Here is a 22,895-nt window from a genome sequence, read left to right as displayed (position 1 = left end):
CTAAAGTATAAATATGGAAATCGGAAATTTTGGGCGGAGGGATACTACGTAAGCACAGTGGGCTTGAATGAGGCCACTGTCGCAAAGTATATCCGCGAGCAGGAAGCACATGACCAGGCAATCGATAAACTGAGCGTCAAAGAGTATGAAGATCCATTTAGCAGAAACGGTAGCAAGAAAAAGTAAACCAGTTTAACTGGTAAGTGAAAGTGACAAAAACACTGAGCCTGAACAATTTTATTGTCAGGCTAGCGTCTTTAGGCGCAGTTTGGCAACAAGGGGTTATACCCCAAGAGCAAACCACCCGTTGGACGGGTGGTTATGATTTTTGTTGTTGTGAAAATCCTCGTGGAATATATGCGCAATACGGATCGCTCTCCAAATAATCGCCGGTAACCGCATAAGCCCTCGCTCTTGAACCTCCGCACAGCTCCTTAAATTCGCAGACGCCGCATTTTCCCTTCAGCAAGGATTTGTCCCTCAGCTCCCGAAGGATCGGTGAGTTCCGATAAATATCCACCAATGAAGCGTTCCGGACATTCCCGCAGCTAACTGGCAGGAACCCGCTTGGATACACCTCGCCAATGTGACTAATGAAGACGAACCCGTCTCCGTCATTTACACCTTTCGGCGAGCGGCCGAGCAGATCTTTACGTTTGGGCGCTGCCTCCCTGCTTTCTCCAGCCAAGGCGTCCAACTTCCGCTGCTGCATAAAGACTCTGCGGTAGTGAGGCGCTTCCGTCGCTTTGATCCCGTAAGGCATCTCCCGCTGCAATCGGGCCAACCAAATCATCACCTGCTCATGCTCTTCCGCAGTAATCATGTCCTTAACCATCCCTCGGCCTGTCGGGACGAGGAAGAACACACTCCATAGCACGGCGCCCATCTCTTTAACCGTATCCGCGATCCGCGAAAGATCGTCCAGGTTATAGCGCGACACCGTCGTATTGATCTGAATCGGGATGCCTAACTGCTGCAAATATCCAATCCCTTTCATCGTCATCTCATAAGACCCACGCGTCCCGCGAAAATGATCATGGATCTCTGCGGACGAACCGTCGAGGCTAAAAGCCCAGCGGGAAAGACCGACCTCCTTAGCCTTACTTACAGCGGAAAAGGTAACTCTCGGCGTAGCGCTCGGAGTCATGGATACGGGCAGGCCTTTCTCATGGATCGCATATCGCGCCAGATCAAACAAATCTGGACGCATCAAAGGATCGCCGCCGGTAAATACAAACAGCGGATTGTTCATTTTTGCGATATCGTCGATCAGCCGCTTGCCTTCCTCGAAGGTCAGCTGTCTGGGGTCAGGTCGATACTGGGCTTCCGCGCGGCAATGCAGGCATTTTAGTGCGCAAGCTCTCGTGACCTCCCAGATGACAATAAACGGGTTCTCGTTATAGTCCTTGAATTGATTTTGCTGCATTTACCGTTCATCTCCTAACCAGGTTAACATCGCTTCCGCCGCTTCCTTACCTTGACGAATGCAATCCGGAATGCCGACGCCGCCGTATCCCGCACCGCATAACAAGACGCCGGGGATCGTTCGTTGCATCTCAGCCCGCAACGCCTCCACACGCTCCACATGACCCACCGGATATTGCGGCATCGAAGCTGGTAACGACGACATTTCGCAAAAGAGCGGCTTGGCCTTGATCCCCATCAACTCCCTCAGTTCAGCAGCCACGCGCCGACGGACTTCCTCTTCGGGCAGCTGGGTCCAAGCTTGATCCCCCAAACGACCGATATACGCCCGAAGCAACACCTGATCTTCCGGCGCTGAATGCAGCCACTTGGAGGACGTCCAGGTGATTGCTGTTATCATCCGCCCTTCGCCGCGAGGGATAAGTACGCCAGACCCGTTCAACGCATGCTGAATTTCCTTGCGCCGGTAAGCAAAAGCTAGGTTGGCCACTGAGACATAACGGATTTGTTCCAGGTAGCCCGCCGTGGAGATCTGATCCTGAAGCAGACGAGCCGCTGCATAAGCCGGTGTCGCTAAGATCACGGCGTCCGCCTCGATCCGCTCATTGCTGCTGAGCTCCAGCTGGTAACGGCGACCTTGCCGTGTCAGCCCAACCACCGCTTGTCCCGTGATCACCCGCTCTTCCTGTAAGGCAGCGGCCAAAGCGTCCGTCATCACGGTTAACCCGCCTTCCAACGTCAAAAACACGCTGTTGTACGCCGCCTCCGGCAATCCCTCCCGCGGCTTGGGGGCGGGTTGCTTCTTGCTTGCCAGCAGGCCAAGGATCAAGCTGCGATGCTTCCGCTCCATTTCCCTAAATTGCGGGAAAGTCGCCTTCAAGCTAAGCTCCGCCGTATCCCCGGCATAAATGCCGGCGAGCAGCGGCTCCGTCAGGTTCTCCAGAACTTCACGGCCCAGCCGCCGGCGGATAAATCCGCCCAGCGATTCATCCGTTTCGTCACGCTTGGCAGGCAGAAGCAGGTCCAGACCTGCCCGCAGCTTGCCGACAGGCGACAGCAAGCCCGTCTTCACCATCGGCCACATCTGGGTAGGAATGCCCAGCATCAATCCCGGCGGCATCGGATGAAATCGGCCCTGATGCAGGATGAAATTTTGTTTGGCCCGTGGATTCGTTCCCACCAGCAGATGCTCCAGACCTAAGTCCTTCGTTAACTCCAGCACCGCTGTTTTTCGAGCGATAAATGAATCCGGGCCTTGCTCTATCGTAAAACCGTCCCGGCGCAAAGTCCGAATCTTCCCGCCCAGCCGATTCGTTTCCTCAAGGATTGTAATTTCGGCATCGATCCGCCGTTCGCGAAGCCATTTCCGGGCGTAATAAGCCGCGCTTAACCCGGTAATACCTCCGCCGACCACCGCAATGGTTTTTCTCACTCGGATTGCTCCTCCTTTAGGCGGCTTGACTCGCTAGAGAATCAAGCTATTTCTTGTGGATTCCTAGCTAATCGTAACCCCAGCTTCCGGCACGAATTATGACTGGGATCACTCCACAAGCGAATCTCCCGCGATAAAATAGTCAAAATTCCACCGGGAGGTCTGACCTAATGAGAAACATCCAAGAATCCAAGTTAACCTCCGCCCGAAGCGGAGCGGAGTTGTTAATCGATTGCCTGCTTGCGGAACAGGTCGATACGATCTTCGGATACCCGGGCGGGGCAGTGATTCCCATTTACGATGCGCTGTACGATTGCCGAGAGATCCGGCATATTCTGACCCGGCATGAGCAGGCAGCCGTACACGCAGCGGACGGCTACGCCCGCGTGACGGGGAAGGCGGGGGTTGCGCTCGTCACCTCCGGACCAGGGGCAACCAATGCGGTCACAGGGATCGCCAACGCCTACATGGACTCGGTCCCGATGGTCGTGCTGACCGGTCAGGTGTCGACTGATCTGATCGGTCGGGACAGCTTCCAGGAGGTCAACATTTTTGGCATGACGATGGACGTGACCAAGCATAATTATTCCGTAATGGATATCCGCGAGTTGCCTAGAATCATCAAAGAGGCTTTTCATCTCGCTGTTACGGGACGACCGGGGCCGGTCCTGATCGATCTGCCCAAGAACATCATGACCGCTCAAACCAACTTGAGTCCGGCTGCCGAAATCCACATCCGCGGTTACGTGCCTTCAACCCAGATCGATGAGGAGGCCGTACGGCTGATTGCGAGCAAGATCGAAAGCTCCGAGCGCCCGGTGCTCGTTGTCGGGGGCGGCGCCGTGGCATCCGGTGCGGCCGAGCCGCTGTTCCAGCTTGTAGAAACCGCGCAAATTCCGGTGGCGACTACACTGATGGGCATCGGGGCCTTCCCTGCCCGCCATCCGCTCTATCTCGGGATGCTCGGGATGCATGGCACGTATGCTGCCAACCGGGCGGTGCATCACGCCGATCTGCTGATATGTCTAGGAACGCGGCTCAACGACCGACTTTCCGGGAAGGCTAAGTCGTTCGCTCCCCATGCCTGGAAGATCCATGTGGACATCGATGATGCTGAGCTGGACAAGAACATTCTTGTTGATCTGGGGCTGTGCGGAGATATCGGGGACCTGCTGCGGAAGTTAAATGCGTGCGCGATCCCGCCCAAGTCGACCCGCTGGGCTGAGGAGACGGCCGGATGGCAGCGAAAGGTGCCGCATTATAACGAGTCGGTGGCTCCAGGATCGCTGAATCCGCAGGAGGTCATTCGGCTGATCGACAAGCATACCCAAGGCCATGCTGTGGTGGCAACCGATGTAGGTCAGCATCAAATCTGGACTGCCCATCACTACCAGTTCTCCCGTCCCCGTTCTTTCCTGACCTCCGGTGGACTTGGAACCATGGGCTTTGGCTTCCCCGCCGCCATCGGTGCCGCCATCGCGTTGGAAGGTCCGTCCGCTCCGCCGATTGTCTGCATCACCGGGGACGGCAGCTTCCAAATGAACCTGCAGGAGATGATGACAGCCGTGGATTACGGCTTACCGATCAAAATCGCCATCCTGAACAATGGTTATTTGGGGATGGTGCGGCAATGGCAACAGCTGTTCTATGAACGGCGCTACTCCTCCGTCCACCTCACTTCGCCGGATTTTGTAGCGTTTGCCGGCGCCTACGGAGTACCCGGGCTGCGGGCGCAAACGCCGGAGGAAGCCGATGCCGTGATCCGGCAGGCGCTAACGCACCCCGGCCCCGTTCTGATGGAATTTAACGTACGGGAGGAGCAAAACGTCTACCCGATGGTCCCGCCTGGAGCCAGCAACGATCAAATGCTGACCGGCGAAGACGAGAAGTAGTACCGCGTATTCAGCGAGCTTAGACGAAAAAAAGACGGTTCCGGAAGATCATCAACCTTCCAGAACCGCCCTGTCCATTTTGGGCACAGGCTTATGCTTGTTCACCGTGTTTTCCGTCCGCGCCCCATTGGAGCTCCCATTCCCGGTATTTCTCCCGCCGGATTCGGTCCAGCTCCCGCTGCTTCTCTTCATTGACTCCAAGAAGAAAATGGAGGTGAGCCCCGATGACGAGGAAGGCAAACCCTGCCCACACTGCGCCAAACACCGAAACCCAGCCGGCTCCAGGCTCAAACGAAATCATCGGCAAGGCATAAACGAGCATCGCTAATGCCAGAATCAGATAAACGGCATGCTTCCATTTGCTTGGTTTTTTTACGACTTTCATCCTCTGCAGCTCCTTTATTTTCATAGATTACGAGAACCGTTGATTAGGTCTTCCCCTTGTCTCTTCTATCTCTATGAACGGGGCTGCAGAAATATGATAGATACTTGTGAATCCAAGAATGCGGTCGTCTAAGCGCGAAGTTAGATCCCCGCTCCATACAGATGGGCCAGGCTGTCCGTAATAATCTTGTTGACGTCCTGAATGATCACACTAAGGCGGCGTTCAGCATCAAACAGGCGACGGATATTCAAGTTCAGACTCAGCACCTCGAACTGCTTCTCCATTTGCTCCATTTCCTCTTGCGTCGGCATCTCTCCGGTCATCATCCGCTGCTGAACTTCATTTTGTCGAATCCGGAAATCGTCCAGCATCCGTTTACTTTCAGGATCGGCCTCCACTAGCTTCATAGCTGCTGTAATTTCGGCTACCTCCTGGCTGTCCTTCAAGGCTGCCGCCAGTTCATGTGCTTTGTCGCAAATGTTCATTAAATTAAACCTCCAAATTTGTTTTAGTGGGATCCAAGCGGGCGTAAGGCGGGCTTGTCCCTTGCTTGCTGGTGCATGAAAATTGCTTGACTTCGGATTGCTGGCAACTTACTTGTTTGCTTGTACTAACTTACTTAGTCACTCACTTGTCTGCAAACTTGCTTGCTAACTTTCTTTCCCCACTCTAACGCTGATCAGGAACCTTATTTGCCTCAAAAATTAGGAATCCAAATTCTAACGCTGATCACAAAGCTTATCGACCCGAAAACATCGCTGTTTAGCGCAAATTACGAGAAATAAGCTCTGTGGCAAGCGTTAGAATTTCATCTCCCTCTTTTCGGCACCAATAGCGCTCCTCACAAGCGTTAGAAGAAGTACCGCGAGGACTCATGGCCCGCGACAGCAGACAACTGACAACCGTCAGACCCTACACCGACAATTGACAGCCGCTAGCCATCAGCCTACCCCGCCGAATAGCAGCAACAACGACTGCAACAAGCCGATGATCCCGCCAAGCACCACGCCAAGCCAAGTAATGGCGCGAAACTCCTTGCCGGAGACGCTGAGGATAACCTCCTCCAGCCGTTCGATCGGGAATCTCGACACCTGTTCCTCGACGAGACCCGGCAAATCCACGGCCTGCATCGCCGCCGGAATGCCTTTGGCAATCAGGCGCAGTGTTCGCTCGGTCAGCACCGGAATGAAGCCCAGCACCGACGCTTTCCACGGCTCGATCAACGAGCGAACCGGCCGGTTCTCCGCTTGCTCGAGCCAACGCTCCAGCGGCAGCTGCTCAAGCTTGCCGTTCAGCCAGCCTAGCGCCTCTTCGCCGGTTAAGAGCGCCAGCAGCTCCGCCACCGGCTTCTCGCCATACAGCTCCAGCCGCGTCTCGATCGCGTGGGCGGTTTTGTTTAAAGCGTCCTCGCCCCGCAGCGTCTGAACGAGCGCTGGGGTCATTTTTTGCACCAGCTTGTCCTCATCCACAAAGATCGCGGCCATCGTGCCCAGGAATCCGCCGGCTCGGTCCATCAGCCCTGCCGCCATTTTCGACAGCATACGCTGGCCGCTCGCCGACAGCAGTTCCTCCTCCACGACACCCAATAGCGCGCTGGCCAGCGCGGCGCTCCAGGCTTTGCGGTTCTCCTCGGACCAACCGGGAACAAGCCGCTTCACCGGCAGGCTGCTAAGGTCCGCCTGCTCCCATAAGCGCGTCAGACTCCGCATCGCCGTAGCCCTTGCCCCTGCCGTAAGCTTAGACTTCAGTGCTTCGAACTCCTCCTCGCTCCACACCCGGAGTGCCGCTTCCCGAAGCGTTAACTCGCTGGAGCTTACGCGTTCCACGAAGCCGCGCAACGTGTCCTCCGCTTTATTCCGGAACGCCGGACGCAACACCGTTTCCTGCAGTCCTTCGGCCGTTACCAAATACTCAGCTACCACCTGCCCCAGTGATGCAGCGATATCGTCACGGCGTTTTGGGATTAGTCCCGGTGTAAAGGGAACATGAAATTTGCCGATATGTATAGGTTTGCGCGGATGAAACAACATTTTAATTGCAAAATGGTTGGTTACGCCGCCGACAAAAGCAGCCACTGCAACGCTTACCAACACGTAAAGCCAATCGGGCACCCTCTCTTCCTCCTTCTTTCTCTTAGGCTGCTGCCCTAACTATCTTCCGCGATATCCGTCCTCGGCCCGCGCCCGGCAAGGAGTAGAACGCTTCATTCCTTCGCCCGGATGCCGCCGAAAACGGGCATAGGTTAATCACCAAGGATTCTATGTCCTCATATGATGCATTACATGCATTTTACGCAGATGATCTTTACTTGCATCCAAGACTCTAGCTTAGCTTGGAAGGAGATCCGCATTCATGCCCTCCAAAAAAATTACGGTACAAATCATGAGTCCGGGCATTCTTGAAGACGACATGATCGTGCTCGGAGACATGCTGATCAAACAATGGAAAATCCCAACGCATCTTCCGCTTCTACTCACTTTCGGATCATTTCGGCACCGCGTGAAGGTCATCCCCTTATCCAGATCCGATGGAGTTCGCATGAGCTCGGGTCTGGCCAGAAAAATGGGCATCCAACCGCGGTCGCCGCTGCGACTCATCTATCGGCCGCAATCCTCGACCCTTCAACTGGGTCCGCTGTTAGGAGTTCTGCTCAGTCAGGATTTCCCCGGGAATCCGGAACGGCCGTTTGGCCAAATGACCTTGTTCTGCAGAGAGCTCGTGAACGCTTGCTCGCGCCAAGGGGTATTCGTTTATTTCTTTACCCCCAATCATATCGGCAACAGCGCAAGCCAGGTCTCGGGCTGGGTCTATGGCAACGGGTGGAAGCAAACCCAACTGCCCGCCGCAGATGTATTCTACAACCGGCTGAATTCGCGGAAATTGGAGAACAAACCTAGCGTACAGCATTTTATGAAAGAAGTAAAATCCCGCTACGGGAGCCATTTTTTTAACGAGAAATATCTCGACAAAACCGAAGTGTTCGACGCGCTTAGCCGAGATGCCTCCGTGCAGCGTTATTTGCCGGAATCGCATCTGTTTCGCAACTACGCGATGTTGAAAGCGATGTGCAGCAAATATCCCGTCGTCTTCCTGAAACCAATCAAGGGAAGCTTGGGCAAAGGCATCATCCGGATCTCGCGGCTTGAAGGCGGGGCCTTCCAGACCCTATCGACTCAGGTTGGAGGCGCACGGCGCCAAGTTTATCCGAGCCTTGCGAAGCTGTTCAACGCATTGTCCGGCAAAATGAAAACAACTCGCTACCAAATCCAGCAAGGGCTGAACTTGATTGAGGTGGATCACCGGCCAGTTGATTTTCGGGCGTTGGTTCAGAAGAACCTGTACGGCAAATGGAATACGACGTCCATCGTGGCCCGGATCGCCGGCAACCATCATTTTGTGTCCAATCTGGCTCGCGGCGGCTCGCTGAGCAAGGTGAAGGACGCGATTGCCCGAAGCTCGCTGCCAGCGGGAATCAAGAGCAAGCTCGCCTTAAAGCTGAAGAAGGCTGCCTTGGATATCGCCCAGAGCGTCGATGCACAAATCCCGGCTCATTTCGGGGAGTTCGGGATTGATTTGGCGGTGGAAACGAGCGGGCGAGTGTGGCTGTTGGAGGTCAACTCCAAGCCGTCCAAGAACGACAATACCCCGATCGGCGAAGGGAAGATCCGCCCATCGGTCAAGCAAGTGATCGAATATACCCGATATTTGTCCGGCTTTTAGAGGTTGCCCCTGGAGGGCCTCTTGGAAGGAGGGAATCTGCCATGTACAAAACACCACAAGGAAACGTCGGCATCCTGGTCTCCGAAAGCAGCGGACCGCTCCCTTTCGCGGAAGTTGCGTTCTGCCGCAGATTATGCATCATCGGGGCAAGGCATGGGCTTCACGTGTATGTCTTCTGCCTGAGCTGGATCGCATCGGGGAACGCTGCCGGCATTCCCGCCTATACCTTCGAACGCGGAACCTGGATTCGCAAATGGTGCCCCCGGCCGGACATCATTTACGATCGCTGCCTGGTCCATGACCGCAAGCAGCAGCTGCGCAAGCACCGTTTGCTCGAACGGCTGGCGAATGAGCATCCCTTCGTTTATTTGGCCCGGGGCCTTGCGGGAAAATGGGCGGTATACCAAGCTCTGCTGGAATGCCCGGAGGTTGCCGAACATTTACCAGAAACGGCGCTGTACCAAGGGCGGGCTCAGCTGGACCAATGGCTGCAGGCCCATGACGGGGAAGCCTTCCTGAAGCCGCGGAACGGCACGCACGGCAAACGGACGCTATACGTTAAATGGCATCTGCCGCGTGATGAAGTCAGGGTTGTCGGTCGCAGCGGGCGGAATACGATCTTTCGGCGTCGCTTTTCCACCAAGCAAGCAGGGCTGGTTTGGATTGACCGCTTTACCGGGAGACAGCCGTTCCTGGTTCAGCCGTATTTGCAGTTGAACAGCTCGGACGGCGAACCCTTTGATGTCCGCGTCCTCATGCAGAAAGACGCCAAGGGCGAATGGAGCTTGACGGGGATGGCGGTCCGCGCGGGCCGCAAGGATTCGCTAACCTCCAATTTGCATGGAGGCGGTACCGCCCATCGGGCACTGCCTTATCTCATTCGCGAACTCGGGAAGTCTGAAGGCAAAGCCGCTGAAGCCGCAATCCGCAAACTGTCACTCTTGATTCCGGCCTATCTGGAGACCCGTTTCGGCAGGCTGGCGGAGCTGGGCCTTGATTTCGGCGTTGACCGCCAAGGCCGTGTATGGGTGCTGGAGGTCAACTCCAAACCGGGGCGCTCCTCGTTCTTTCGGATCGGCGATCCGGAAACCGCCAGAAGGTCGCTGGAAAATCCGATAGGCTATGCCCGCTATTTACTGCTGAGCAAACCCTGATCACTTTTAGGAGGATAAAATCCATGAGTTTGACTTTTTGCAACGTCCATTTCACGCAAGCCCCCGACCGGGTGGTTTACGTGTCAGGGGCTCTTATGAAGAATCTGAAGCTATCCGGAAGAAAGTCGGTTCATCTGAGACTCGGGGGGGAACGGGTCCCCGCCGCCATTAAACGGATTAATAAAGCGGGAAACCACTTGTACCTTGCCAGCGGCGTTCGCAGAGGCATTAAAATCCCCAAACCCGGCGGCGTCTACCTCCGCAGCCAGCAAGAGGGAGAAGTGCAGATCGGCCCGCTCATCGGCGTGCTGTCCGACGGACCCACGTCCTCACCAACGAACCCTTTTGGCTCGCGCACCGCATTCATCAAGCAACTCCTTCGGCAGGGAAGCCGAGTTTCCTATATCTTTGCGTTCACTCCGCGGGATATCCATTGGGAAGACGAAACGGTGAACGGCTATTTTCTGAACGAAGCGGGGCGGTTCGTGCGGAAGCGGGTACCGCTGCCTGACGTGGTTTATAACCGTCTCCCCAGCCGCCGAGCCGAAACAACCAGCTCAATCAGTCAGCTTCGGGAACGGTTCGTCCGCCGGAGGATCCCTTTCTTTAACTGGAGTTTTTTTAATAAATCCGATATTTACCGTCTGCTGGAAAAAGACCCCACAGTGGGCCGCTACGTTCCGGAATCGCTCATGAGTCCGACGCCGGAGCAAATCAAGGAGATGCTGGATCGGCACTCTCTGGTCTACTACAAGCCGAACAGCGGCAGCCTGGGCAACGGGATCTATCGTTTATCCTATATTCCGAGAAGCGGCTATTATGCCAGGTATCGGAAAAACGGACGGAACGCCTTGCTGCGCTTCTCTTCCTTCAACAGCCTGATGCGTACGCTGCAAGCCAGACACGGTCGGGCGCTCCGCGGATACGTGGCCCAGCAGGGGATTCGTCTCATCGAAATCGACAACTGCCCGATCGATTTCCGCTTCCACATGCATAAGAACGGGAAGAACCAATGGGTTGTCGTGGGGATCGGTGCGAAAAAAGCCGGCAAAGGCAGCGTCACCACGCACTTGAAGAACGGCGGCTCCCTGCTTACGCCAGAGCAGGCGCTTTCCCGCGCATTTGGCTCGCGTGCCGATGAAGTGCTGCGGAACGCGAAATCCGTTGCGATCACGTTAGCTGAAGCGATTGAATCCCATCAACAGCATCTGATCGGCGAGATCGGATTTGATATCGGGATCGACCGTGATGAGAAGATTTGGATGTTCGAAGCCAACGCCAAGCCAGGCCGTTCGATCTTTAAGCACCCTTCGCTTCGGGCTGAAGGGAAGGCATCGGTCGATCACATCCTGGATCATTGCCTCTATTTGAGCAAATTCCGGAGGAGAGATGGCTCATGATCAATCCAGTATTGAGCGAGAAGAAGCCCGTTGTCGCCGTACTGACCGTGGATGATAACGTCCGAATGTTCCGCGGGAATCGCAGCAACTTCAGAGATCTCGTCAAAACCGGGCAAGAGCTGGATTGTCCCGTGTATGTTCTGACAGCCAAAGACTTGAAGCTTAGCGCCAAACGCGTTCAAGGATACTTGTTCCACCCGGAGGAGAAGACGTGGAAGAAACATTGGTTCCCCTTGCCCGACGTCATCTACAACCGCATTCCCCTCCGGGAGGATGAGAAGAAGCCGGAGGTACGACGCAAAATCGATGAGGTCATCCAACATGAATCGATTCATCTATTTAATCCTTTTTTCTTCAACAAACGACGGCTCTTCGAATGGCTGAAGAAAGGACGGGCGACTAAAACGCTGGTGCCGGACACGAAAAAAATGTTAGGGCCCAAAACGCTAACCACGATGCTGGAGAAATACGGCTCCCTGTACCTTAAACCGGAAAGCGGCAAAGCCGGAAAAGGCATTATGCTGCTGCGGCTGGATGTAAATCATCCGAGACCATACCGGCTGACGATCCAAGGGAAGAAGCGCCGAAACATCATTTATCGAACCGCTAAGCTGCCCTTGCTGTGGAAAAGAATTAAAAAGGAGGCTGGCGCAACGCCCTACATCATGCAGGAGGGCATCGAGCTGACCTCCTATCACGGCCGCCACTTCGACATGCGCGTGCTCGTGCAGAAGAACGGCAAAGGCATTTGGATGGTGACCGGGATCGGCGCCCGTCTGGCCGGGCCGAAACGGATTACAACCCATGTTCCGCAAGGCGGCAGCATTGAAGACCCGGAGAAGATGCTTCTCCCCGCCTTCGGGTCCGATATGACGACACTGCTCCTCAGCCGGATTAAGTCCAGCGCCCTCTTGATCGCCAAGCAAATCGAGAAGGAATCGGGCTTCCTGCTTGGGGAGATGTCCATGGATCTTGGGGTGGACACCGACGGACGCCTGTGGTTTTTCGAAGCGAACGCTAAGCCGATGAAGTTCGATGAGCCGCATATTCGCAAGAAATCGCTGGAGCGGATTTTTCAATACAGCCAATATTTATACCGCCAACCGAAACACAAACCTTGAAACGAACGAATATCAACACGAAAGGAGGACGGTCGTGATGGAGATCCGAGCCGTGACCGTGGACGATGAGACTCCTTGGGAGCTGCAGCACAGCGAAATCTTAGCTTTCATTCGTAAATATAACTCCGGCCGCGTTCCGCCCACCGTCCTTCGGAATCTGCTCCGGTTGACGCCAAGCGACTTACTGCAGCCGGGGGGCTCCATGTTCGTTGCCCGCATCCGGGCGGAGGATGGAGAGCGGCTGGCCGGCGTCTCTTGCGTCATGGATTACGGCCGCACCCTGTGCGTTGTCGTTGTCCATCCCCTGTACCGCGGCTGTGGGCTCGGCGCAGGGCTGCTTCAAGCCCAGCAGACTCGGCTGAAGCAGCTTAGCTGCCAGGTGGCGTTAAATCAGATTCAGAGCTTGCGCCTGTGTTTTCGTGCAGGGATGTACGCTTCGGGCCTGACCCGGGATCCAAACGGGAAACCGCTGCTTTTGCTGGAGACCCGGCCCGTTTCCCCAACGCCTGCAGCGTCGGTCTCCCATACCAGCAAAGAAGGTGATATCGTTGTCACAACCCGTCCTGGGCATCCTAACCTTGTACCTCAATGACAAGAAGCTGCTGGAGGAACGCCATATCTACCAGCGCATGATCACAGAGGGAAAAAAAATGGGCCTGGACATTTTCGTGTTCACCCCAATGGACGTGAATGACCAGAAAAAGCAGATTCTCGCCCTCGAGTATGACCCCAAGGGCAAGAGATGGTTTCGCAAATGGCGCAGCTTCCCCGACCTAATCTTCGATCGCTGCCGAATCCAGCGCAGCAAGCGGTTCGAGCAATTGCTGAAGTTCCGGGCGCGTTATCGTCATCTGACTTTCCTTAACCGGCCGCTGCGCAATAAATGGACGATATATCAAACATTGTCTCGCAAAAGCCGATTCCGATCCAACCTCCCGGAGACGGTATTATTTCAGAGCAGCAGCGATGTGTTTCACCTGCTCAAAAAGTATTCCACCGTCTATGTCAAGCCGATTAACGGCACAGGGGGCCGCGGCATCCTGCGCGTAGAACGCCTGGACAGCGATCACTTCCTGATCCAAGGGCGGAGACAGAACCGCAGGATCATCGCTCCGCAAAAAATCCATAAATCCCGGCTGGGTACGTTCCTGCTAAGCTGGAAAGGAAGCGGACGCTTCATCGCCCAGCAAGGGATCCAGATTAAGCTGCCCAACGGCCGCGTACACGACTATCGGATGCTGGTACAGAAGAACGGTGAAGGAGAGTGGGAAGTGACTGGCTGCGCTGCCAGGGTCGGTCCTCCCCGCAGTGTCACGTCCAATCTTCACGGCGGTGGTCATGCCGTAGCGATGAATACGCTGCTAAAGCAGTGGATCTCAAATGAAGAACGGCGGCAGGAAGTGCGCCGGGCGGCGGAGAAGCTCAGTCTGGAGGTCGCCGCCTACCTGGAGAATACGTTTGGGGCGTTGTGTGAGCTGGCGCTGGACTTGGCCATCAACCGCCACGGACAGATCTACCTGCTTGAGGTGAATCCCAAGCCTGCCCGCGAAGTGTTCCATCAATCGGGTGACTCCCAAGCGTACCGCGCAGCGATCGTCAGGCCGCTGGAGTATGCGTTATGGCTGCATAAACAGAAAGCCGCTTCCCCCTCCAATTAGGAGGGCAGCGGCTTTTGTTATGCTCCATGGGAGGTTTGGCTATTTCACTTCCTCCGCCTGCTCATACAACGAGATCAATTCATCGAAAGTGTGAATCCGCACGTCGGAGCCGGCCAGCTCCCGATCATCTCCGAAGCCGGCATAAGCGCAGCCGATTGCAACGAGTCCGTTCCGTTTGCCCGCTTCAACGTCCGAGGAACGATCCCCAACCATCCATGCGCGGGTGATGCCGTGCTGATCCAGAAGCAGCTTCACGAGATCGACTTTCGTTGCCGTTTGGAACTCCCCTGCGCTATAGAGTCCTTCAAACAGCGAAGCAATTCCATGCGCCTTGGCCACGCCCTTGACATAATGCTCCAACCCGTTGCTGGCCACGAACAGCCGCACACCTCTGGCACTAAGCTCCCGCAGCGTTTCCGCCACCTGGGGATACAGCTCGGTCGCCAGCTGTTGCAGACCTTCCAGTTCATATTCCAGCAGCAGATCATCGGCCCGGCGGTGCACCTGCTCATCATGGTCCGGAATGACTCGACGCCAAATGTCCGGCAACAGCATCCCCAAGCAGCTAAGGATCAGCTCTTCCGGCGGTGTATCCCCGGTATACAGACCTTCTTTACGCAATTGATCAAACACCTTATGAAAAACTGGGACGAGCAAGGTTTCCGTTTTGAACAACGTCCCGTCCATGTCAAAAATCATCGCTTCCGGCTTAGAAAGTTTGACAGCCTGTCTCTCCATCTCCACATTCCTTCCGTATGTATGATATAGCCTCATGATATGTCAATCGGCATTCCTTGTAAACCGAACCCTTATCCTGATTTCTCCTGAGTTCTTAGGCGTCTCTTGATCTCGGCCCCAAGCAGCAACAGAATCGGGAAGATCACCTGAAACGGAAATGCGTAGAAAGCATAGGTCTTCATGGCAAAATTCCACATTTCCATAATGTCGTCATATAACGAGTAGGCAAAATACGTCGTTAAGAGCCCTAATTGGAGAACCACACTCCGGTATGTCTGTAGGTTAAACAGCTTGGCGATCCCTTGACTTGCCGCAAGCAAGCATACGCTGACCTTCATAAAAACACAAATGACGAATACGATGGACACCGTGCCTTCGATCCGTTGAATAAACGAGCCGACATTGATCCGACCTACCGCAGCATAAGAGGGGAAGGACACGTTGCTCATCGTGTAGGTCCCTAATACGCAAATGTTACGAAACGTAATAAACACAACCAGTGCCCCGCTAATGAGCAAGCCATACAAAAAGATCCGAACAAACGATTTTCCATCCTTTACATTGGAAAATATCCCGGTTAACAAAACCGTTTCGGCAAAAGGAAACGAAAAGGCATAAAACGCGCCTTTCCAAATCGGCATCCAGCCATGGTCCATTATTGGAAAAATATTTTCCACCTCAATTCGTCCGATCGTCAGCAACAACACGAAAATCACCGTAGCTATACAGATGTTAAATAACAGCCTTGCGCTTCGCCCCATGGTTTCAATGCCTTTGATCACGGCGAAGATGCACAGCAAGGCAACGAGCAGCATCGGGACGAGCATCGGCGTTTCCGGCATCGCTTCAGATTCCATAAATTCGCCGTAATTCCGAAGTACGAGCGCCGCCAAATGGAGAGCATACCAAACGTAGATCAGGATCAACACTCGCCCAGCCCACTTCCCGAATACCTGTAAGCAGATGTCGAACAAATTTTGCCCAGGATAAAGGGCGAGCAAACGCGCATAGATCAACACGAGTGGTACGGTTAGGATAATGCCGATCAGGATGGCGAGCCAGGCATCATTAAGTGCATTACTCGCAGCCCCCATAATCATCGTGCTGCCCATGACATATAGCATCAGAATCGCCCGAGCTTCACCTCCGCTGATCCTTTCATTGCTCATCGCAAGTACACCTCCGTATTACAAATCAAGTAGCAAACTCACCATGCGTTCAATTAACGGTGAAGGACTCGGCAGCCGCTCACCGGTGGACACCACCAATGCCGCTGCGAACGACAATAACCCAAGTACGCAGCTAAAGATAAAATCCTTCTTGGGGGCGGTTCTATAAGTCTGAACTTGATCCAACAATACGATAACGGCGTATAAGAGAATCGTAAGCAGGATCATCGAATCTCTTCCTCCATTTTCAGCGAATGTTTGGTGGATGCCGTGCCTTTGATGAGCACGTCCGCTTGTACCGTCACCTTTAATCTGGAAAAATGCTCGTCCCAGTCCGGCTCTAACCTTTTCCACAATTTTGGGAACTTCTTATGAATCTGATTGCCAAATCCGAAGATATCTTGTTGATACTGTTTTTGGGCGATCTGAATGACTTTCTCCATTTCTTTGACCATCTTCTCTTCCATCCGCTGTTCCAACTCTACCCGCCCTTTAGCCGATAGAAAATCGACCATGTTCTCTTGCGCTTCGTCTATGAAGGTAGTGGTGTGCGTCTTAACTCGGATTTCGACCTCTCCATCCACGAGGACCGGTTCTACTTTTGTTTTACTCCTGACAATTTTCAAGGAAATGCCCGGCGGATGATTATATCCGCCCAGCGTTAAGACGCCTCCACGAATTTCATCGCGTAGAAACAACACATATTTGGTATCTTCCTCACTGATCGTCCCGAGCATCCGATCTCGGTCAAACACAGCCAATCCGCCAATCGATGCCATCTTCCCCTTCTCATGCTCCTTCAGGTAAATCAGCGGAAGTATGCTGCTTATGCCAGGCGTATTCACCGTATCAGAGAAATCAAACAACTCCATGACCGGGGCGGAGGAAAACAATTTCTCATTATCCAGCATTTCATTCAGCTTAAAGGACAACGGCATATCCATGTAGCTGTCGCTTCGAAGCACGTCAGCAGCGTTTTCATTTTTGGATACCAGAATATGGATATCCGCCCGCGTCTCTGTATCGCGGATATACCAATCAATAACTTTGGCGGCTCCTTCCCGTGCGATGTCCTGACTCAAAATAATCACTTTGGCGTGCGCCCAGTACAATTTTCTGCCCGTCTCCGCAATCATTCGACGTACAATGTCAAACATCGTCTCGCCTGTTAAAGAAATATGACTATAACCAACCATCAGCACGTCTTGTCCGCCGGACCCGTCGACCGTCTCGAGCGTGAGCCGAATTTCCCCCTCCTTCTCGCCTTTGTCAATTGCAATTCCGGCGATGGTGGTCATTTTCTCGATTTCCCGATAATTCCAACAGCCGGTTAAGGATAAAACCATCAGGCTGCTCAACATCACGGTCAGCAGCTTGGCCCCAAGTTTGATCGACATCGTTCTCACCTCATAACCTTACGAATCCGCCGTTTCGTTTGGATGCGGAGGGTTCCCACCCTCGATGCCCACCAAGGGCCTCGGATTAAGGTATCCTGAATGTCATCATCCTTGATGGAACCTATGGTGAGCATGTAAGGCACACCAAAACTCCGCAAGCTCATCAAGTGGACGACCACACCTATTAAGCCAAATAAATATCCGTAGATCCCCATAAACGTGGCTAATGTCAGCAAAGTGAAACGTGTAAAAATAGAGGCGGCTTTCATCTTGACGTTAATCAACGTTGTGATCCCGGTAATACCAACGACAATCACCATCGGAGCACTGACAACTCTCGCATCTACGGCTGCTTGCCCCAGAACCAAAGCTCCAACGATACTGACCGCCTGACCGATGGAGTTGGGAATTCGGGTCCCTGCTTCACGGAGAATTTCAAACACGAGTAACATCAAGAAGCATTCCGCCACCGTCGGCAGCGGAACGGATTGTCTAGCTGCTGAAATGCTGAGTAGCAGTGGAGTTGGGATCATCTCCTGATTGTAAGTCACCAAGGACACGTAGATGGCCGGAACGCTGACCGCTAGAAATTCGCCAATGAACCGAATCATCCGGTTAAACGAACCAAACAAGTAGTTGCTGTAGTAATCTTCACTCACCTGGAAGTATTCATTAAATAAAAACGGGACCGTGAGTACAAACGGGCTCCCATCCACCAGCACAGCAATACGCCCCTCCATAATTTTGCCTGCCACGGTATCAGGGCGTTCCGTATTGCCCACTGTCTCAAACGGAGTCAGGATGTCATCCCGAAGCAATTCCTGCAGTTCCCCGGAATCGACAAGGGCATCGATCTGAATCCGCGCCAAGCGCTTCTTCAGCTCCTCCAAGATTTTCAGGGAAACCGAGTCCTCCAGATAACATAGACAAACCGACGTATTGGTTGTTTCCCCCAGCTCCATGAATTCAAACTTTAACTTTGGGTTTTTCACCCGTCGACGGATCAGCGACAAATTGGTAATCAACGTTTCGGTAAACCCTTCACGAGGCCCAATCACCGACTTTTCCGTTCCCGGTTCCGAAACTCCTCTGCTTTGTAAGCCTTGCGTCTCAATGAGCAGCGCCTGATCATGCCCCTCCAGCAACAACAAGGTATTGCCATTCAGCAGCTCGCTTAAGAGGGCATTCATGTCGTTTGATAATTCGAGCATGCTGACCTCGATGATCCCCTCCATCAAGAGCTGTAAATAGGGAATACCACGGTTTTCCTCGGAAGGCTGGAAATGAAAGATCGGCCGGAGGATGTAGTTGCTTAACGTCTCCGTGCTGACCATACCTTCAATATGAATTAAACAGCCGCATAACGACTTCACTTGAGGGTGTTGAAATCTACGAAATTTGATGGTGGAATCATTGGGAAAGATGCTTTTGAATAATGCGATATTCTCATCAACTGAAGAATGAAGGCTTTCCTTGATCTGCAAGGGAATTCCTCCTTTCACCAAAGGGTCTGGATATGTTATTCCCAATTCAAGCAAAATTTATCAATGAACCTTTCCTGATTATGCATAAAAAAGACAACGGGGACACCTATTCTTCCCCGTTGCCTTTGTCAGAGCTTAGGCTGCCGATCACTGGGTAATCAGCCAAAAGGCCTCCCAAGCCCCCCCGACCTGATCCCGGTTCGCCACCAGTCCAGCTCCGTTATTCAATTCCACGCTCACGTACTTGTTGTTAGCCAAAGCGAACAGGGCGATCGCCCCGTCGGGCAGCTGTTCCTTCCGGAACTTCTCCCAGAGTTGAATGCTCTCGCCGCGGGCGATCAGCTTGCCGCCGTCGTTCAAGTCTGCGGTGACGTATTTTCCATTGATTTTGGATTTAAGCGAAATCGTTCCATCACTATTGTTGATCACTTCGAACAGCTCCCAATCCTGGGCGGTATCGCGATTGGCGACCAAAGGAGCGCTGCCAGCGTTCTCTGCGCTGACAATCTTCTTATTCGCTTCCGAGATCAAATAGACGAACCCGGTAGGCGTCGGCGACGGTGTTGTGCCCGTCGTATATTTTTTCACCAAATTTTGCAGGGTCGTGTTCGGTCTAAAATTCTCCGTATTAAACTTGCTCCATTTAGCGGCGATTGTCTCTGGACTGTCGCTGTAGATGTTAGGTACCGGATTGGGGTTGTTGTTGAAATACCCCCAGTTCCCGTAGTTCGAGCTGACCTTATACGTCCAGTTCGTCCAGGAAATGTTGGAGGCGTTCATTCCGGCCAGGAACTTCTCCCACAGATCGGTAAAATCAAACAGGCAAAATTCTCCGACATACACCGGTACGTTCCACCGGGCTTGGTGGTCGCGCAAGCCTTGCAAGGCGGTATTCACCAGACGGTTCTGCGCATTCCAATCCGAAGCCTCGTTGCCGGCCATCGCGTAATAGTGCATTTCGTACACTACGTTGGTCCAACCAAAGGTGTCCGGGTCATAGAGCTGGTTCCAGTTCCAAGCAGCTTCGATAAAAATCGTATGATCAGGGTCGATCGCGCGGATCGCCTTATACAGTCGGTCATAAAAAGCGTTTAACTGCTCCTTGCTCACCCGGTCAGGTTCGTTTAACAGATCGTAACCTGCCACGGTCGGATTACCTTTAAAATGGGCGGCAATCCCTTCCCACAACCGAACGGTACGGTCCTGGTATTGCTGGTTCTTCCAGAGCTGCGGGTCCGAGTTGACCTCACCGGAGTTATCAAAGGTGTTCTGGGCGCCAAACGTACCGTGCAGATCGAGCAGGACATAAATGCCCCGTTCCCCCGCTTCACGGACGAGCCAATCCAGCTTGCTCCACGGATCCGCCTTCCAGTTGCCATACTTGTCCATCAGCTCCAGGTAAAGAATCGGCACGCGGACCATATTCATCCCCATGTTTTTGATATTGTCCAAATCCCGTGTAGTCAGCCAGGCGTCTTGATACGTTTTGATCAAGCTTTCCGCCGTTTGCGCGCCGTGCAGGTTCGTTAACGTTTCGCGCAGCGTCCATTCATCCTTCACGCCCAGCGGTGACATCCAGCTCTCCTGCAACAGCCAGCCGCCAAGATTGGTCCCCCGCAGATTGACGATATTCCCTGTGCCATAGTTGTCCCGCAGCACCGCACCACTAGCTTTCAGGAAGCCGCTCTGCTCGATTCTTGACACGTTCGTACTGGAATCTCCCTCCGCAGCTTGAGCCGAAGGTGCAAACATTGAGTTACTTAAGGTCATTGCAGTAAGTAGCACCGTGAGTAGGATGGTTCGGAGTAATCTCTGGATGTCACGGACAGCATTCGGTTGGTTCATGATCATCACAAATCCCCCTTAATTACAATAATGGTTTATATTTCCATATCAAACATAAACTATTATTGTAAACGCTGTCAATAGGAAGATGATTTCATAGATTTTGTTAGAGAATCTCTTCGATCAGCTGTGCAATCCGCGCCTTATCCAGAGCATCAATCCATGCCTGTGGAATCTGCGCATAGCGGCAGTCGCTGCTTTGTAAATAACGGTAGATGATCCGCGCCTCATCAATTTCATCCCGAGTAGGTTTGCCTGTCAGAAAAGAACGATGTCTTAGATAGACCACTGCCTGCTCCGCCATTTCCAGAGACATAGAGGCTTGGGAGCTTTCTCTAAGTAGCTCAACTTTCTGGCTATACAGGATCGTATTTCGCTGCAAGATGAACCATTTGGTCTCCCGCTCACTCAGGCGCTCCACAACTACGAAATTCTCGTTCTGCTCTATAAATCCGGCAATCTCCTCCTGCCTCGCAAACAGATCGATGGCATGAAGAGCATCCCTGAGCTTGGCTGCGGCTTCAAAATCAAATCGTTCGGAGGCGTCCTGCATTCGTCTCTCCAACTCCTCCCGGAGGCTGGAATCCGAGCCATCCAGCAGCGCAGTAAACCGATCCATCATGCGGTTGTTGCGCTCAACCGCTTCCCCGCCTAAGCATGCGCCGAGACATAAGCCCAGCGAATGGTTCAAACAGGGAAATCCAATGGGCGCTGATCGTGGACGGCTGCAAGCGATACGCAAAGCTTCGCGAACGCTTTGGACAGCCGCCTCAACAGCATACCTACTCGCCGAATACGGTCCATAAATTTGGCGGGTTCCCGGGGCGTCCGGCACATCAGCAACTTCCAGGTCCCAGATCCCGTCTGTGTCGCAGATCGCTAAATAAACATAACCGAGTGGACTCTTCATCTTTTTGTTATACATCGGCTTCAGTTCTTGAATCAGCCGGCACTCCAGCATCAGCGCTTCAAATTCGGTGTCAGTCCTGCGGATTTCCAGATCCTTCACATTATGCGCCAATCTCTCCACCTTCTTGGAGCGGTGACGGGAGGCATGAAAATAAGAACGTACCCGTTGCTGCAAGTTCTTCGACTTGCCAACATAAATGACGCCTCCTACCGCGTCCTTCATCAAATAAACCCCCGGCGCTGCTGGAAGGGTGCGAAGCTGCAGCTCGATCCGTTCGTTGGTCATGGAGCAAGCTCAATCCGTTTGATGACGTTACCAGTAAAGTCTTTTACCCTAAACGCTCCTGCTTCCAAGAGGCCATAGGAATTGGGGAAGTTCTCCTTCGGCAATGCGATGGACCCCGGATTCAGGACGTAGATGCCATCTTTGATATCGGCTACTGGCACATGCGTATGCCCCTGAATAAACACGTCACCCGGCGCCAATGGCGGAAGCTGATCGATGCTGTATCCGTGCCCATGCGTGACGTAAATACGTCGTCCCTCCAAGTAGAGCATGGCATAATCCGCCATCATCGGAAATTCCAGCAACATCTGGTCCACTTCCGCATCACAGTTCCCGCGCACAGCGATGAGTTGATGCTTATGTTCGTTCAGCGTCGCCGCGGCCCGCTTGGGATCATAACCGTCAGGCAGCGGATTTCGCGGCCCGTGATACAGGAAATCCCCCAGCATAATGATTTGGTCTGGCTGCTCCTCGGCTACTTTGGCCATCGCCCGGTCCAGCCAAGCGCTTGATCCGTGAATATCCGAAATCAACATCAATTTCATCGAAACCAACTCCTTATCTCTTTCGTTTTAGTATATAAGGAAGAACATCTGGCGAAATACAATCGAAATCTTGATCAATCGGAGGTACCTTGCATGAAGTCCTTCAAAAAATGGGCGGTGATCCTTCTTGTCTTTTGGGGCATATGGAAGATATTCTTTTTCCTCCTTAAGGATGTTCTGTTTGCAGTGCTAACGTTTCCTGATCCTTATGCCAATATCCTTCAGATGGTCGGTATGGGAATGATCCTACTGTTATCTCTTATCTTCACTGCGCTTCTCGTCAAAGACAGCGCCCGATAAGCAAGAAAGACAAGAAAGACGTCCAATCGCTTGAA

At 53.3% G+C, this 22,895-nt stretch carries 22 protein-coding genes; 9 read left to right on the top strand and 13 right to left on the bottom strand.

Annotated elements, in window-relative coordinates:
• A partial coding sequence (locus tag M891_RS0106555) for a transposase (RefSeq protein ID WP_028538260.1) occupies positions 1 to 186 on the top strand: 186 nt, incomplete at its 5' end.
• A 133-nt stretch (positions 187 to 319) separates the two neighbouring features.
• On the opposite strand, the gene M891_RS0106550 is transcribed toward M891_RS0106555, so the two are convergent.
• Both M891_RS0106550 and hemG read right to left on the bottom strand, forming a co-directional pair.
• Positions 320 to 1,426, bottom strand: coding sequence for a TIGR04053 family radical SAM/SPASM domain-containing protein (locus M891_RS0106550; protein WP_028538259.1), 1,107 nt, complete (start codon positions 1,424 to 1,426; stop codon positions 320 to 322).
• On the bottom strand, positions 1,427 to 2,857 hold the full coding sequence (gene hemG / locus M891_RS0106545) for a protoporphyrinogen oxidase (RefSeq protein ID WP_232228299.1): 1,431 nt from the start codon (positions 2,855 to 2,857) through the stop codon (positions 1,427 to 1,429).
• A 170-nt stretch (positions 2,858 to 3,027) separates the two neighbouring features.
• Between hemG and ilvB the strand changes: the two genes are divergently transcribed.
• The gene (ilvB, locus tag M891_RS0106540) at positions 3,028 to 4,749 is read left to right on the top strand and encodes a biosynthetic-type acetolactate synthase large subunit (RefSeq protein WP_051416859.1); all 1,722 of its coding nucleotides are present in this window, start codon (positions 3,028 to 3,030) and stop codon (positions 4,747 to 4,749) included.
• Between the two features lie 91 nt (positions 4,750 to 4,840).
• On the opposite strand, the gene M891_RS0106535 is transcribed toward ilvB, so the two are convergent.
• The 3 genes from M891_RS0106535 to M891_RS0106525 form a co-directional block, all read right to left on the bottom strand.
• Complete coding sequence (locus M891_RS0106535; RefSeq protein WP_016312857.1) at positions 4,841 to 5,134, bottom strand: hypothetical protein; 294 nt, start codon at positions 5,132 to 5,134, stop codon at positions 4,841 to 4,843.
• Positions 5,135 to 5,274: 140 nt separating this feature from the next.
• Positions 5,275 to 5,619 (bottom strand): YlbF family regulator, encoded by a 345-nt coding sequence (locus M891_RS0106530; protein ID WP_028538256.1) that lies wholly within the window; start codon positions 5,617 to 5,619, stop codon positions 5,275 to 5,277.
• A 456-nt stretch (positions 5,620 to 6,075) separates the two neighbouring features.
• Entirely contained in the window at positions 6,076 to 7,245 is a 1,170-nt protein-coding gene (locus tag M891_RS0106525) for a DUF445 family protein (RefSeq protein ID WP_028538255.1), read from the bottom strand.
• 241 nt (positions 7,246 to 7,486) lie between these two features.
• Here M891_RS0106525 and M891_RS0106520 point away from each other — a divergent pair, with 241 nt between their 5' ends.
• Genes M891_RS0106520 through M891_RS0106495 form a run of 6 tightly spaced genes read left to right on the top strand, consistent with a single transcriptional unit; the run spans position 7,487 to position 14,187 of the window.
• On the top strand, positions 7,487 to 8,854 hold the full coding sequence (locus M891_RS0106520; RefSeq protein WP_009227037.1) for a YheC/YheD family endospore coat-associated protein: 1,368 nt from the start codon (positions 7,487 to 7,489) through the stop codon (positions 8,852 to 8,854).
• Between the two features lie 41 nt (positions 8,855 to 8,895).
• Entirely contained in the window at positions 8,896 to 10,008 is a 1,113-nt protein-coding gene (locus M891_RS0106515; protein ID WP_016312860.1) for a YheC/YheD family endospore coat-associated protein, read from the top strand.
• 23 nt (positions 10,009 to 10,031) lie between these two features.
• Positions 10,032 to 11,408 carry a YheC/YheD family endospore coat-associated protein gene (locus M891_RS0106510; protein ID WP_028538254.1) on the top strand — a complete coding sequence of 459 codons (1,377 nt, stop codon included), beginning with the start codon at positions 10,032 to 10,034 and terminating at the stop codon, positions 11,406 to 11,408.
• The gene (locus M891_RS0106505; protein WP_016312862.1) at positions 11,405 to 12,529 is read left to right on the top strand and encodes a YheC/YheD family endospore coat-associated protein; all 1,125 of its coding nucleotides are present in this window, start codon (positions 11,405 to 11,407) and stop codon (positions 12,527 to 12,529) included. Before M891_RS0106510 ends, M891_RS0106505 begins: the two co-directional genes overlap by 4 nt.
• A 37-nt stretch (positions 12,530 to 12,566) precedes the next feature.
• Positions 12,567 to 13,121, top strand: a complete 555-nt coding sequence (locus M891_RS24575; protein ID WP_016312863.1) for a GNAT family N-acetyltransferase — start codon at positions 12,567 to 12,569, stop codon at positions 13,119 to 13,121.
• A complete protein-coding gene (locus tag M891_RS0106495; RefSeq protein WP_016312864.1) occupies positions 13,078 to 14,187 on the top strand; it encodes a YheC/YheD family endospore coat-associated protein in 1,110 nt (369 codons plus the stop codon). Before M891_RS24575 ends, M891_RS0106495 begins: the two co-directional genes overlap by 44 nt.
• A gap of 39 nt (positions 14,188 to 14,226) precedes the next feature.
• Here the strand turns inward: M891_RS0106495 and M891_RS0106490 are convergent, their stop codons facing one another.
• The 8 genes from M891_RS0106490 to yfcE form a co-directional block, all read right to left on the bottom strand.
• Positions 14,227 to 14,925: an HAD family hydrolase gene (locus M891_RS0106490; RefSeq protein WP_016312865.1), complete on the bottom strand. Its 699-nt coding sequence runs from the start codon at positions 14,923 to 14,925 to the stop codon at positions 14,227 to 14,229.
• A 71-nt stretch (positions 14,926 to 14,996) separates the two neighbouring features.
• A complete protein-coding gene (locus tag M891_RS0106485) occupies positions 14,997 to 16,094 on the bottom strand; it encodes a GerAB/ArcD/ProY family transporter (RefSeq protein ID WP_028538252.1) in 1,098 nt (365 codons plus the stop codon).
• Positions 16,095 to 16,112: 18 nt separating this feature from the next.
• A complete protein-coding gene (locus M891_RS0106480) occupies positions 16,113 to 16,322 on the bottom strand; it encodes a hypothetical protein (RefSeq protein WP_016312867.1) in 210 nt (69 codons plus the stop codon).
• Entirely contained in the window at positions 16,319 to 17,491 is a 1,173-nt protein-coding gene (locus M891_RS0106475; protein ID WP_028538251.1) for a Ger(x)C family spore germination protein, read from the bottom strand. Before M891_RS0106475 ends, M891_RS0106480 begins: the two co-directional genes overlap by 4 nt.
• Before the next feature lie 5 nt (positions 17,492 to 17,496).
• A complete protein-coding gene (locus M891_RS0106470) occupies positions 17,497 to 18,975 on the bottom strand; it encodes a spore germination protein (protein ID WP_127576002.1) in 1,479 nt (492 codons plus the stop codon).
• Between the two features lie 147 nt (positions 18,976 to 19,122).
• The gene (locus M891_RS0106465; RefSeq protein WP_232228298.1) at positions 19,123 to 20,826 is read right to left on the bottom strand and encodes a cellulase family glycosylhydrolase; all 1,704 of its coding nucleotides are present in this window, start codon (positions 20,824 to 20,826) and stop codon (positions 19,123 to 19,125) included.
• A 100-nt stretch (positions 20,827 to 20,926) separates the two neighbouring features.
• Positions 20,927 to 22,015, bottom strand: coding sequence for a GIY-YIG nuclease family protein (locus M891_RS23430; protein WP_084628832.1), 1,089 nt, complete (start codon positions 22,013 to 22,015; stop codon positions 20,927 to 20,929).
• Complete coding sequence (gene yfcE, locus M891_RS0106455) at positions 22,012 to 22,560, bottom strand: phosphodiesterase (RefSeq protein WP_016312872.1); 549 nt, start codon at positions 22,558 to 22,560, stop codon at positions 22,012 to 22,014. Before yfcE ends, M891_RS23430 begins: the two co-directional genes overlap by 4 nt.
• 93 nt (positions 22,561 to 22,653) lie before the next feature.
• Between yfcE and M891_RS0106450 the strand changes: the two genes are divergently transcribed.
• A complete protein-coding gene (locus M891_RS0106450) occupies positions 22,654 to 22,860 on the top strand; it encodes a hypothetical protein (RefSeq protein ID WP_016312873.1) in 207 nt (68 codons plus the stop codon).
• Positions 22,861 to 22,895 lie beyond the last annotated feature (35 nt).

Origin of the sequence: Paenibacillus sp. J14 (assembly GCF_000518465.1) — a bacterium.
GTDB classification, from domain to species: domain Bacteria; phylum Bacillota; class Bacilli; order Paenibacillales; family Paenibacillaceae; genus Fontibacillus; species Fontibacillus barengoltzii.
This window is presented reverse-complemented; position numbering and strand designations above follow the sequence as displayed.

Excerpts from the sequence above, each read along its gene's own strand:
- M891_RS0106550 (WP_028538259.1), bottom strand. The coding sequence starts at position 1,426 with ATGCAGCAAAATCAATTCAAGGACTATAACGAGAACCCGTTTATTGTC.
- ilvB (WP_051416859.1), top strand. The coding sequence starts at position 3,028 with ATGAGAAACATCCAAGAATCCAAGTTAACCTCCGCCCGAAGCGGAGCG.
- M891_RS0106535 (WP_016312857.1), bottom strand. The coding sequence starts at position 5,134 with ATGAAAGTCGTAAAAAAACCAAGCAAATGGAAGCATGCCGTTTATCTG.
- M891_RS0106530 (WP_028538256.1), bottom strand. The coding sequence starts at position 5,619 with ATGAACATTTGCGACAAAGCACATGAACTGGCGGCAGCCTTGAAGGAC.
- M891_RS0106520 (WP_009227037.1), top strand. The coding sequence starts at position 7,487 with ATGCCCTCCAAAAAAATTACGGTACAAATCATGAGTCCGGGCATTCTT.
- M891_RS0106515 (WP_016312860.1), top strand. The coding sequence starts at position 8,896 with ATGTACAAAACACCACAAGGAAACGTCGGCATCCTGGTCTCCGAAAGC.
- M891_RS0106510 (WP_028538254.1), top strand. The coding sequence starts at position 10,032 with ATGAGTTTGACTTTTTGCAACGTCCATTTCACGCAAGCCCCCGACCGG.
- M891_RS0106505 (WP_016312862.1), top strand. The coding sequence starts at position 11,405 with ATGATCAATCCAGTATTGAGCGAGAAGAAGCCCGTTGTCGCCGTACTG.
- M891_RS24575 (WP_016312863.1), top strand. The coding sequence starts at position 12,567 with ATGGAGATCCGAGCCGTGACCGTGGACGATGAGACTCCTTGGGAGCTG.
- M891_RS0106490 (WP_016312865.1), bottom strand. The coding sequence starts at position 14,925 with ATGGAGAGACAGGCTGTCAAACTTTCTAAGCCGGAAGCGATGATTTTT.
- M891_RS0106485 (WP_028538252.1), bottom strand. The coding sequence starts at position 16,094 with ATGAGCAATGAAAGGATCAGCGGAGGTGAAGCTCGGGCGATTCTGATG.
- M891_RS0106480 (WP_016312867.1), bottom strand. The coding sequence starts at position 16,322 with ATGATCCTGCTTACGATTCTCTTATACGCCGTTATCGTATTGTTGGAT.
- M891_RS0106475 (WP_028538251.1), bottom strand. The coding sequence starts at position 17,491 with ATGTCGATCAAACTTGGGGCCAAGCTGCTGACCGTGATGTTGAGCAGC.
- M891_RS0106465 (WP_232228298.1), bottom strand. The coding sequence starts at position 20,826 with ATGATCATGAACCAACCGAATGCTGTCCGTGACATCCAGAGATTACTC.
- M891_RS23430 (WP_084628832.1), bottom strand. The coding sequence starts at position 22,015 with ATGACCAACGAACGGATCGAGCTGCAGCTTCGCACCCTTCCAGCAGCG.
- yfcE (WP_016312872.1), bottom strand. The coding sequence starts at position 22,560 with ATGAAATTGATGTTGATTTCGGATATTCACGGATCAAGCGCTTGGCTG.
- M891_RS0106450 (WP_016312873.1), top strand. The coding sequence starts at position 22,654 with ATGAAGTCCTTCAAAAAATGGGCGGTGATCCTTCTTGTCTTTTGGGGC.